General features: G+C 61.6%; 12 protein-coding genes. 6 read left to right on the top strand and 6 right to left on the bottom strand.

Translation table 11 applies throughout. From position 1 onward, the window contains the following. Positions 1-2: 2 nt before the first annotated feature. A complete protein-coding gene (gene cydX / locus ABIE28_RS11820; protein ID WP_354063151.1) occupies positions 3-134 on the top strand; it encodes a cytochrome bd-I oxidase subunit CydX in 132 nt (43 codons plus the stop codon). Between the two features lie 261 nt (positions 135-395). Beyond that, positions 396-542, top strand: a complete 147-nt coding sequence (locus ABIE28_RS11815; RefSeq protein WP_354063149.1) for a DUF1127 domain-containing protein — start codon at positions 396-398, stop codon at positions 540-542. 224 nt (positions 543-766) lie between these two features. Here the strand turns inward: ABIE28_RS11815 and ybaK are convergent, their stop codons facing one another. Then, the gene (gene ybaK, locus ABIE28_RS11810) at positions 767-1,240 is read right to left on the bottom strand and encodes a Cys-tRNA(Pro) deacylase (RefSeq protein WP_354063147.1); all 474 of its coding nucleotides are present in this window, start codon (positions 1,238-1,240) and stop codon (positions 767-769) included. Between the two features lie 95 nt (positions 1,241-1,335). Beyond that, on the bottom strand, positions 1,336-1,515 hold the full coding sequence (locus ABIE28_RS11805) for a hypothetical protein (protein ID WP_354063145.1): 180 nt from the start codon (positions 1,513-1,515) through the stop codon (positions 1,336-1,338). A gap of 119 nt (positions 1,516-1,634) precedes the next feature. On the opposite strand from ABIE28_RS11805, the gene ABIE28_RS11800 reads away from it, so the two are divergent. After that, positions 1,635-2,534: a LysR substrate-binding domain-containing protein gene (locus ABIE28_RS11800; RefSeq protein ID WP_354063143.1), complete on the top strand. Its 900-nt coding sequence runs from the start codon at positions 1,635-1,637 to the stop codon at positions 2,532-2,534. Here ABIE28_RS11800 and ABIE28_RS11795 read toward each other — a convergent pair. Then, positions 2,531-3,406 carry a LysR family transcriptional regulator gene (locus ABIE28_RS11795; protein WP_354063141.1) on the bottom strand — a complete coding sequence of 292 codons (876 nt, stop codon included), beginning with the start codon at positions 3,404-3,406 and terminating at the stop codon, positions 2,531-2,533. The genes ABIE28_RS11800 and ABIE28_RS11795 overlap by 4 nt on opposite strands. A gap of 126 nt (positions 3,407-3,532) precedes the next feature. On the opposite strand from ABIE28_RS11795, the gene ABIE28_RS11790 reads away from it, so the two are divergent. Then, positions 3,533-5,029 carry a CoA-acylating methylmalonate-semialdehyde dehydrogenase gene (locus ABIE28_RS11790; RefSeq protein ID WP_354063139.1) on the top strand — a complete coding sequence of 499 codons (1,497 nt, stop codon included), beginning with the start codon at positions 3,533-3,535 and terminating at the stop codon, positions 5,027-5,029. Positions 5,030-5,181: 152 nt separating this feature from the next. Here the strand turns inward: ABIE28_RS11790 and rhaI are convergent, their stop codons facing one another. Next, the gene (gene rhaI / locus ABIE28_RS11785; RefSeq protein ID WP_354063137.1) at positions 5,182-6,471 is read right to left on the bottom strand and encodes an L-rhamnose catabolism isomerase; all 1,290 of its coding nucleotides are present in this window, start codon (positions 6,469-6,471) and stop codon (positions 5,182-5,184) included. A gap of 192 nt (positions 6,472-6,663) precedes the next feature. Beyond that, positions 6,664-8,763, bottom strand: coding sequence for a bifunctional rhamnulose-1-phosphate aldolase/short-chain dehydrogenase (locus ABIE28_RS11780; protein WP_354063135.1), 2,100 nt, complete (start codon positions 8,761-8,763; stop codon positions 6,664-6,666). Positions 8,764-8,946: 183 nt separating this feature from the next. On the opposite strand from ABIE28_RS11780, the gene ABIE28_RS11775 reads away from it, so the two are divergent. Beyond that, positions 8,947-9,753: a DeoR/GlpR family DNA-binding transcription regulator gene (locus tag ABIE28_RS11775; protein WP_354063133.1), complete on the top strand. Its 807-nt coding sequence runs from the start codon at positions 8,947-8,949 to the stop codon at positions 9,751-9,753. Positions 9,754-9,808: 55 nt separating this feature from the next. Beyond that, complete coding sequence (gene rhaM / locus ABIE28_RS11770) at positions 9,809-10,138, top strand: L-rhamnose mutarotase (protein ID WP_354066441.1); 330 nt, start codon at positions 9,809-9,811, stop codon at positions 10,136-10,138. Positions 10,139-10,294: 156 nt separating this feature from the next. Here the strand turns inward: rhaM and ABIE28_RS11765 are convergent, their stop codons facing one another. After that, on the bottom strand, positions 10,295-11,560 hold the full coding sequence (locus ABIE28_RS11765; RefSeq protein ID WP_354063131.1) for a DUF3422 family protein: 1,266 nt from the start codon (positions 11,558-11,560) through the stop codon (positions 10,295-10,297). Between the last annotated feature and the right edge of the window lie 23 nt (positions 11,561-11,583).

The raw sequence follows: 11,583 nt of genomic DNA, 5'->3' as shown, positions 1-11,583 counted from the left end.
TCATGTGGTATTTTTCCTGGATTTTGGGCGTTGGCCTGGCCTGCAGCTTCGCCATTCTGAACGCCATGTGGTTTGAAATGCGCGAGGATCGGCGAATCGCGCATGAAGAAGGGCGCGAACCGACCCAGCGCTAGCGCATGGCTCTTTACCAGATGGTCAAGAATTGATTAACGCGGGTGCCGAGCAATCGGCGCCCGTTTTCTCTTTTAAGTGCAATGGCTTGAGCCGGGTCATGCCTGCCAATTGTGCACCCGGCATTACCCGTCACATGAAGCGAATATGAACGGTCTGCCTCTTTTGTTTGCACGTAGTGCATAACGGATGTGCACAGAGTCCACCTTCTAATCACGACGGGCCGGGTCTACATAGAGGTCATCAAACGAAGGGGAACCGAAATGAACATCCGCCAGAAAATCGCACAGTTTGCTCAGTATCAGCGCACGATCCGCGAGCTTAACGCTCTCGACGCTCGTCAGCTCAATGATCTCGGCATCACCAAGGGCGACATCAAGAACATCGCTCGCGGCACCTATACTAACTGAAACTAGCCTGCCGTATCAGACTTGAGATGAAGGCGTCCACTTGGGCGCCTTTTGTCTTTTCTGGGGTCTGTTTTTGTTGAGGGTATTCTTCACCTCTCCCTTCGGGGGAGAGGTCGGCGCGTAGCGCCGGGTGAGGGGGCCTTTGGCATGCGCCTCACCCAGTAAAGGCCCCCTCACCCGACCCCAAAGAGGGTCGACCTCTCCCCCAAGGGAGAGGTGAAGCGCTACCGGATCAAGTCCGCCGCCAGCCCACCAAGCACCGCTACCAGATCGTCCGGCTTCATCCGGATCTGCAATCCACGCTGGCCGCCATTGAGGAAGACCTCCTCCTCCAGCGTTGCCAGTTCTTCGACGGCCGTAGGCACCGGCTTCTTCTGCCCAAACGGGCTGATCCCGCCCACCTTGTAGCCCGTCAGTCGTTCCGCATCGGCCGGCTTCATCATATGGGCCGACTTGCCGCCGAACGCGGCCGCCAGCTTTTTCATGTTCACTTCCTCGTCCGACGGCACGACGACGCAAACCGGCCTGCCATCGACTTCGGCCATCAAGGTCTTGAGGACGATCGAGGGCGACACGCCCATGGCGTCAGCCGCCTGCAGCCCAACGCGGTCCGCGTCCGGGTCGTAGTCATAGGTGGCGGTTGCGAAGGCGACACCGGCCTTGGTGAGGGCGAGAGTGGCGGGCGTGGTTTTGGACATGGAATGGTCTGAACAATGCTTAGGACGTGAGGACAAATCCTAGCACAGCGTCCTTACGGTGGAAGCGATAATCCAGCCAGACGCCGCGCGTTGCACTACCGCCCCCGCTGCACCATGCGCCCTTCGGTCGCCCCGATATCGCGCAGCAGATGCGGCGAGGAATGGATCAGGTCAATCGTGGTTTGCCGGCGCTTGCGCTCGGAATTGTTAAAGCGTGGCCAGTGCAGCACCGGGAGGCGAAATGGCGTGGTGAGGGACTTGGTGAGGGCTGTCATGGCTATGACCACCCTTATAGAGGATGGCTCCTGCATCATTGTTCGTGCGGCCAAAATGACTGGAATTACGCGCCATATCCAACTAATGCTCAGTGGGTACGCATAAGGAGGTTTGATGCATGAGCGCTCTCCCGCCTCTGACGGCCGTGCGGGCCTTCGAGGCCGTTGCGCGGCATCTGAGCTTTACCAGGGCGGCCGAGGAACTGGGCATGAGCCAGGCAGCGGTCAGCTATCAGATCAAGATTTTGGAGGAGCGCGTCGGCACGCCGCTATTCCTGCGCAAGCCTCGCCAGATTGCGTTGAGCGAGGTCGGAGCCAAACTGGCGCCGCAGGTGGAACAGGCGTTCGAGCTGATGCGCACCGCTTTCGCCGACACGCGCGGCGAGGTGAGCAATCTGCTGTCCATCACGTCCGTGCCGACCTTTGCCAGTCAGTGGTTGGCGCAGAACCTTGGCCTGTTCCAGATCGCCCATCCCGATATTGCCGTGCGGCTGGATAGCTCCAGCGGCCTGGTGGACCTGGTGCATGACCAATTTGACATCGGTATCCGCACGCTGCCCTCGCCGCAATCGGTGGGCATTGTCTCGCATTTACTACTGAAAGCCGATTTTTCGCCGCTGCTCAGCCCAAAACTGGCCGAGACGATCGGGGGCGTCAAAAAGCCCGAGGACTTGCTGAAACTGCCCGTTCTCGATCCGGAGGATGAGTGGCTCGATCTGTGGTTCGCGACGGCGGGCGTGCCGGGCTACACGACCGAGGGACGGCCATTGAGCATGCTGGGACTGCAAAGCCTGTTGGGTGCGGCGGCCATGGCGGGCCGTGGCGTGGCCATGCTGACGCCGGCCTTCTTCCGCGACGAGATTGCCTCGGGGCGACTGATCCAGCCGTTTCCACTGCTGGCGTCGGCGGGCTGGGGCTATTATCTCGTCTATCCCGAAAGCCGCCGCAATGCGCCCAAGATCAAGCGCTTTCGCGACTGGATGCTCGAGGCGACCAAGCCCCTGCGCGGCGAGAGCTAGAAGATCGTGCGGTCGCGGCCGACGATTTCGGCAAGAAACTCCGCCACCAGCGCCACGCGGCGAATGGAGCGCAGGTCTTCATGCACGACGGTCCAATAGCTGCGGGTGACAATGTGCTGGGGCAAAATCGGCACCAGCCCGGCGTCGCGGCTAGCCATGAAGGCATGGAGGATGCCGATGCCCGCACCGGCCCGCACCGCCTCGGTCTGCCCCATGGCCGAGGACACGGCTAGGGTGGAGCGCCAGCCCTTGAGGAATTCGGCGGTGTAATCGAGCGAGGCGGTATAGAGCAGGTCTTCGACATAGCCGACGAGGCTATGATGCGCGAGATCGCTGGCCGAGGCAGGGACGCCCTTGCGGTCGAGATAGCTTTGCGCGGCGTAGAGGCCCAGCCGGTAGTCGGTCAGCTTGCGGGCGACCAGTCGCCCTTCGCGCGGTCGCTCCAACGTGACGGCGATGTCGGCCTCCCGGCGCGATAGCGAAAAGGCGCGGGGAACCGGGACCAGTTCAACGCGGAGGCCCTTGTGGCGCTCGGTGAGTTCACCCAGTCGCGGGGCGAGGAAGGCAACGCCGAACCCGTCCGGCGCGCCGACGCGCACGGTGCCTTCAATGGCGCTATCGGCGCCGGCAGATTCACTTGCGGCCAGCATGGCGCTTTCCATGCGTTCGGCATGGACGAGGAAGCGCTCGCCCTCGCCAGAGAGTTCGGAGCCGTTGGTTTTGCGGGTGAACAGCTTGCTGCCGAGTGCGACTTCCAGTGCGGTGAGGCGGCGGGCGACGGTGGCGTGGTTGAGATTAAGCGTTTTGGCCGCGCCGAGAATCTGGCCGCTACGGGCTACGGCGAGGAAAATGCGGGCGTCGTCCCAGTTCATGTGTGGTCCTCTGAGGCATCGGAGTACCCTTCGCACTATAATCTACGCACAACAGATGCAAAATCTATCGCGTTGAACGTCATCCTTCGTAGCGCGCATGATGCCGTCAAACAAGGAGAGAGAACCATGCGCACCATTGGACATTTCATCGACGGCGTCGAAACATCGGGCAATAGCGCCGCGTTTCAAGACGTGTTCAATCCGGCGACCGGCGAAGTGCAGGCGCGGGTGGCGCTGGCGACCGAGGCCGATCTCGATGCCGCCGTGGATTCTGCCGCCGCAGCACAGCCCGGCTGGGCCGCGACCAACCCACAGCGTCGGGCGCGGGTGTTCTTCAACTTCGTGGCGCTGATCAATCGCGACATGCAGCAACTCGCCGAACTGCTCAGCGCCGAGCACGGCAAGACGGTGGAAGACTCCAAGGGCGACATTCTGCGCGGGCTGGAAGTGGCCGAATTTGTTGCTGGTGCGCCGCATCTGCTCAAGGGCGAATTCACCGACGGGGCAGGGCCGGGGATCGACATGTATTCCATGCGCCAACCGGTCGGTATCGGCGCGGGGATTACCCCGTTCAACTTCCCGGCCATGATCCCGCTGTGGATGCTGTCGCCGGCGATTGCGGCGGGCAATGCGTTTATCCTCAAGCCATCCGAACGCGACCCATCCGTGCCGGTCAAGCTGGCGCAGCTGGCTATTGAGGCGGGACTGCCCAAGGGCATCCTCAACGTCGTGCATGGCGGCAAGTCGGTGGTGGATGGCATTCTGCATCACCCTAAGATCGAGGCGATCAGCTTTGTCGGCTCGACCCCGATTGCCCGCTACGTCTATGCAACGGCGGCAGGCGAGGGCAAGCGCGTGCAGGCCTTTGGCGGCGCCAAGAACCACATGATCATCATGCCCGACGCAGACATGGACAAGGCTGCCGACGCCTTGATGGGCGCAGGCTTCGGCTCGGCTGGCGAGCGCTGCATGGCGGTTTCGGTGGCTGTGCCGGTGGGCGCGGAAACGGCTGATCGGATCGTTGCTGCGCTCAAGCCCCGTATCGACGCGCTCAAGGTTGGTCCAGCGAGTGACAAGGCCAGCGAAATGGGTCCTGTGATAACCAAGGCGGCCAAGGAGCGGATCAATGCGTTGGTCGAAAAGGGCGTGGAGCAGGGCGCAACGCTTGCCGTCGATGGGCGCGGCTTTAGCCTGCAGGGCTATGAAAATGGCTATTTCGTCGGGCCGACGCTGTTCGACCATGTCACCGCCGACATGGACATCTATCAGGAAGAAATCTTCGGGCCGGTGCTCAGCGTGGTGCGGACCACCACCTATGAGGAGGCGCTGAAGCTGACCATGGATAACCCCTATGGCAATGGCACGGCCATCTTCACCCGCGACGGCGACGCGGCGCGCGACTTTGCGGCGCGGGTCAATGTTGGCATGGTCGGCATCAACGTGCCGGTGCCGGTGCCACTGGCCTATCACAGCTTCGGCGGCTGGAAGGCGAGCTCGTTCGGCGATCTGAACCAGCACGGCACGGACGGGATCAAGTTCTGGACCAAGACCAAGACGGTCACCGCGCGCTGGCCGAGCGGGATCAAGGACGGGGCCGAGTTTCAGATGCCGACGATGAAGTAGAGCGGCCTTCACCTCTCCCCTTGGGGGAGAGGTCGGCGCGTAGCGACGGGTGAGGGGGCCTTTTCTGGGCTGGGTGCGAGACGAAGACCCCCTCACCCGACTGAAGACAGTCTACCTCTCCCCCTGGAGGGAGAGGTGAGAAAGAGATGTCCTCAGATAATCCCGCCCGAACCGCCTTCTACGGCCGGGCGGATATCTGCGACCTTGGCGCGGTAGCCGGCGGCGCGGTAGGTGCCGAGCAGGTCGATGGCGCCGCCTTTGTCGAGGCGCGACATGGCCAGGATTGGTTCGACATCGGTGCGGTAGGCGACGCGAAGAGCCTGGGTTGCGGCCAATGCGTCGTTGCTTTCCTGCGCCGCTTTGAGGGCTTCGCGATCTACCAGCAAAGCCTGCGCATAGGCCCGCTGCACGTCGCTGGCCGACAGCATCAGCGACTCGATGGGGTCGGTGACGTTGTGGGATTGGTCCAGCATATGGGCCGGATGGAAGTCGGCATCATTGGTCTCGATATCGACCAGTTCATTGAAGACGAGGAACAGGCGGTAGGGGTCGATGGCGCCAGCGTCGAGGTCGTCGTCGCCATATTTGCTGTCGTTGAAATGAAAACCGCCAAGCTTGCCGAACTGGGCCAGGCGGGAGACGATCATCTCGATATTGACGTTGGGCGCATGGTGGCCGAGATCGACGAGGCAATAGGCCTTGTCGCCCAGTTCCTTGGCGATGATGTAATTGGTGCCCCAGTCCTGCACGACCGTGGAGTAAAAGGCCGGTTCGTACATCTTGTGTTCGGTATAGACGCGCCAGTCATCGGGCAGGGCGGCGTAAATTTCCTTGGCTGAGTCCAGATAGTGCTCGAACTGGTTGGCGAAATTGACCTGACCGGGGAAATTGGAGCCGTCGCCAAGCCAGATCGTCAGGGCCTTGGAGCCGAGGGTCTTGCCGATCTCGATGCATTCCAGATTGTGCTCGATGGCCTGCTGGCGGGTCGCCGCGTCGGCCGCCGAAAGCGAGCCGAACTTGTAGGACTGAAGCTGCCCCTTGGCGTCCGAGAAAGTGTTGGAATTCATCGCGTCAAAGCCAAGGCCGAAGCGCGATGCTGCCTGCTGGAGACGATTGGGGTCGGCCTTGTCCCATGGGATGTGCATGGAAACGGTGTTGGTGGCCTGGGTGAGCTGAGCGATGACGGCGCAGTCTTCGATCTTGTCGAAGATGTCGCGCGGTTCGCCCTTGCCTGGAAAACGGGCAAAGCGTGTGCCGCCGGTGCCGACGCCCCAGGAGGGGACGGCGATGTTGAACGCAGCGACCTTGGCCTTGATGGCGTCAATCGAAATGCCGCGCCGGTCCAGGCGCTCGCCGAGGGTATCATAGTCGACATTCAGGTCCGCCAGATGCTTGGCGTTTTCGGCTTCGACGACAGCTGGATCGATGATTTTGTCGGTCATGTTGGGGCTCCTCCCGAATGGCCTCTCCACCGAAAAGGCCCCCTCACCGGCCCAAGAGGGCCGACCTCTCCCCCAAAGGGAGAGGTGAAGAGGCGCTCGATGCCCACCTCTCCCTTTGGGGGAGAGGTCGCCGCATAGCGGCGGTGAGGGGCCTTGTTATTTTTTTCGGCGAGAGAACCTCCCCGATGCTGACTACCGCGTGAACGACTGGGCGTTGCCCGCGTCTACGTTGATGATGTTGCCGGTGGATTTCGCTGAAGCGTCCGAGGCGAAGAAATAGATCGCTTCGGCGATGTCTTCGGGGAACACCGATCGCTTGAGCATCGAGCGTTCGCGATACATTTCCTCAAGGCCATCCTTGTCGGTCTTGTAGGTCGAGGCGCGCTGCTCAAGCCATTCGCCGGCCCAGATCTTGGAGCCACGCAGCACGGCGTCTGGATTGACGGTGTTGACGCGGATTTGCTCGCTGGCGCCTTCAAGGGCCAGACAGCGGGCGAGGTGGATTTCGGCGGCCTTGGCGGTGCAATAGGCCGAAGCGTTTGGCGAAGCGGCAAGGCCATTCTTGGAGGCAACGAAGACGACATTGCCGCCGATCTTTTGCGCGCGGAACAGGCGGAAGGCCTCGCGGGAGACGAGGAAATAGCCCGTGGACAGGATGTCCATATTCTTGTTCCACAGTTCGAGCGTCGTTTCTTCGATCGGCGCCGAGGAGGCGAGGCCGGCATTGGAAACCAGAATGTCGATGCCGCCGAATTCGACCACCGCATGGGCAAAGCCCGCGATAACCTGCTCTTCCTGCGTCACGTTGATCTTAATTGGGCGGACGAAGTCGGCGCCGAAGGCCTTGGAGAGTTCCTCATTGGCATTGGCCAGCGCGCTATCATCGATATCGGCGAGGACGACGCAGGCGCCTTCACGCAGGAGGCGCACGGCGGTGGCCTTGCCAATGCCGCCAGCGCCCCCGGTGACGAGTGCGATCTTGCCAGCAAGCGATTTTGGCTTGGGCATGCGGGCCAGCTTGGCCTCTTCAAGCAACCAATACTCGATGTCGAAGGCTTCCTGCTCGGGCAGGCCGACATAAGTCGAGACCGTCGAGGCGCCACGCATCACGTTGATGGCATTGACATAGAACTCGCCGGAAATGCGGGCGGTAGCCTTGTCCTTGGCGAAGGTAAACATGCCGACGCCCGGCATCAGATACACGACGGCATTCGGATCGCGAACGGCGGGCGAATTGTCGTGTTTGCAGCGGTCGTAATAAGCTTGGTAGTCGACCCGATAGGCAGCGATATCCGCGGGGATCTTTGCGACCACCGCATCCACATCGGGATTTGCCGGATCGAATTCGATCACCAGCGGGCGGATCTTGGTGCGCAGGAAATGGTCGGGGCAGGAGGTGCCCAGCGCCGCCAGCGGCCGCAAGTCCTTGGAATTGACGAATTCCAGCACGGCCTCGCTGTCGTCGAAATGGCCCGGCTTATGGCTGTCTTCCGAGATCAGGCCTCGGATTTTTGGCATCAGCTTGGCCGCAATGGCGCGGCGCTGCTCGGCGGGCAGCGACTGCACCGCTGCCCCACCAAAAATGGTCTTGCCTTCGGTCTGACCCTCAAACCACTCGATGGCCTGATTGATGATGCCGATGGTGGTTTCGTAGCAGTCCTTCGGCGTATCACCCCAGGTGAAGAGGCCGTGGCTTTCAAGGATCAGGCCCTTGGAATTGGGGTTCTCCTCGCAATATTTGCCCAGCCACAGGCCCAGTTCAAAGCCCGGCTTTTTCCAGGGCAGCCAGCCGATGGTGTCGCCGAAGATTTGGCTTGTGAGTTCCTTGGAGTTCTTCGACGCGGCGATCGCGATGATCGCGTCGGGGTGCATGTGATCGACAAAGGCGTGGTTCACATAGGCATGGAGCGGGGTGTCGATCGAAGCGGCGCGCGGGTTCAGGTTGAAGGTCGCATGGGGAAGGTAGCCCACCATTTCATCTTCAAATTCGAGGCCGCGATAGAGGCCCTTGAGCGCTCGCAGCTTGTCCATATAGAGGGTGGCGAAACCATCGAGCTTGATTGATGCGCTGTCACCGCCCGAACCCTTTACCCAGAGGACTTCAACATCCTGACCGGTCAGCGGGTCCTTCTGGATGATTTTGGAGGATGTATTGCCGCCACCATAATTGGTCACGCGCTTGTCCGAGCCAAGCAGATTTGACCGATAGACGAGGCGTTCCGGCTCGCTCATGGCGGCGGCCTTGGCGTCGTCCCAGAGGTTCGCGAGGCGCTTGGGCGCGGTGGTCGACATATAGACTCCTCCCGGAGGTAGTGAGATTGGATGATTGATGGGAGATGGCCACGGCCATCCATCACTGTCAATCACAAACAATCACGACCACGCATATATCGTCATCGGTTGTCGAATGTGACTGATGTGTGATTGACAGTGATTGAATTTGCTGTGAAGCATTGCGCCACGGAGATAGCTGCCTTGCACGAAACTGAACGCCAAAGAGTGATCGTCGCCGCCGTACAGACCCGGCCAGTGGTGACCGTTGCCGAGCTTTGCGATATGACGGGTTCGTCAGAAGCCACCATTCGCCGGGACATTGCGGCCCTGCATGTGCGGGGCGAACTGCGCCGGGTGCGTGGTGGGGCCGAGGCGGTCAATCCGCCCGAACAGGCCGCACTCATGGGGCGGCCATTTTCCGTCAACGAAACAATCAACATCGCTCAGAAGCGCGCGATTGCCCGCACGGCGGCCGAACTGTGCCGCGATGGCGAGCCGATCATCATCAATGGCGGCACCACCACCTATCAGATGGTGCACCACCTGACCGGGCGCCGGCTGAGCGTGTTCACCAATAGCTTCGCCATCGCCGAATTCCTCATCCACAACTCGCGCAACTCAGTCGTCATTCCGGGCGGCACGATCTATCGCGAGCAAAACGTCATCCTGTCGCCGTTCGGCGGCGTGGTCGCGAGCCACTTTTATGCCAAGCGCATGTTCATCGGCTGCCAGGGCATCGGCGAGCACGGACTGATGGAGGCCGACCCCATGATCGTCCAGTCCGAGCTGGGCTTGATCGGGCAGGCCGACGAGCTGATCGTTCTGGCTGACTCATCAAAGTTTTCGGGGAGATCGAGCCTCATCCTGTGCGGGCTCGACCGAATTTCCGCTGTCATCACCGACAGCGGTATCCGCGACGAAGACCGCCAAATGCTGGAAACAGTAGGCGTGCGGCTCATCGTAGCGGAGACAAGTGCCTTCAGCGAGCGTCAGGCAACGGTCGCGTGATGACCGGCGCTGTGCATCCACCAATCCTCTTCAAGATGTGGAGGCAGCGGGCGTGATTGAGGATGGGGATTACGAGAAGCACGCATTCAAGATGCTGCTTAATCCGGGGATGGCGGCTGAGTACAAGAAGCGCCATGACGAGATTTTTCCGGAGCTTGTCGACCTGCTGCATGAGGCGGGGGTGAGGGACTATTCGATCCATCTGGACGAAGAGACTGGCGTCTTGTTTGGCGTGCTGTGGCGGCGGCGCGATCATACCATGGCTGGGCTGCCCGCGACCGCGGTGATGCAGCGGTGGTGGGCGCACATGGCCGATGTGATGGCGACCAATGAGAAGAACGAGCCGGTGTCGGTGGATTTGGTGCCGATGTTTTGGATGAAGTAAGGGGGCGCGATAGCCCCGGGACACGCCCTCGTGGTTCGAGGCTTTGCGAGAGCAAAGCACCTCACCACGAGGACTACTTTGGGGTCAGTATTTCAGTAGACCTCATGGTGAGGTGGGAGCGCAGCGACCCTCGAACCACGAGGGCGTGGCAAGATCTCAGTCCTTCGGCTCGTGCGCTTTCCGCACCGCCCTTGCCATCAACCACACGGCCAGCACCACGAATGGCGCGGCGATCGACAGCGTCATGGTCTTGGGCCAGTGCAGTTCTTCGAGCGGGCCGGCGAAGGCGTAGCTGAGGATGCCGAGCAGGTAGTAGCTGATGGCGATGGTCGAGAGGCCCTCGACGGTGCGCTGCAGCAGGAACTGGCTGCGGGCGGTGGCAGCGATGCGGTCGAGTACGGCAGAGTTCTGGACCTGCATATCAACGCCGATGCGGACATTGAGCAGGCTGATGGCGCGCTCGGTCTTGCCGGCGAGCACGTTGATGCGCTTTTCCATGGCGCGGCAGGTGGCAAGACCCGGATCGACGCGATTGCCGATGTAGTGCGTCAACGTCGAGCCGCGCGTGGTGCCGCTTTCACGCAGGCCGCCGAGGCGGGTCCGCAGAATGTCGCCATAGGCGTGGCCGGCGGCGAAACGATAGTCGAGCCGTTCGGCGAGCTGGCCGGAGCGCACGGAAAGGGTGTGCAGCGCCGTCAGCGCCTCCTGCACGGCCGATAGCGTTACGGCTTCCGACAGGCCCTCAAGCAGTTCAGTCAGTTCGTTCTCGATGACGCGCAGTTCGGGCGACGCCTCACGCGCCAAAGGCAGGCCGAGCAGGGCCATGGTGCGGTAGGTTTCGACTTCCAGCAGGCGCCGGGCAATGATCGAGCGGCGCAGGCCGGAGAGGTTGCCGGCGGCCAGTTCGAAGCGGGTGAACTTGTCGGCGTCGGGCACAAAGTCGGTCGCGACCTGGCCTTTGCCGTTTTCGATGTCGGCGAGGCACAGGCTGGCCAGATTAAAGCCCGGCACCAGCCGGTCGGGAATGGTGCTGTCGGCGATGATGTCGATGCGCATGGCGCCGATCAGCAGGCCGTCGCCAAGCGCCTCAAGTCCCAGATCGTCCGGCCAGTTTTTCTTGTCGCCCAGATCTGTGCGCCAGGTGACGGTGACGAACTCGGTGTGAAATTCCCAGGTGACGTGGCGTGAGCCGCTGTCAAAGCTGTGCTGGCGGCTGGTCGGGGAAGGGGGCGCAACGCCACGGTCGGTGCAGATGGTTTCAAAGCGGCGAAACACATCCATCATCGCGCCGGGACGGGCGGGCATGACAAAGACCAGCCGACGCAGGCGGCATACATCTGGAATGATTTCGACCGGACGTGCGTGTACCTCCGCCATGACGGCGGCGCGATAGGGATGGTCTGCGGGCATAGTATTGATCAAGGATGAGAGCCCTCCATGAGCCC

The sequence above is a fragment of the Devosia sp. 2618 genome, from assembly GCF_040546815.1.
In the GTDB taxonomy this organism is placed as follows: Bacteria; Pseudomonadota; Alphaproteobacteria; order Rhizobiales; family Devosiaceae; genus Devosia.
The sequence above is the reverse complement of the archived record's forward strand: the minus strand, read 5'-3'. Positions and strand labels throughout refer to the sequence as shown.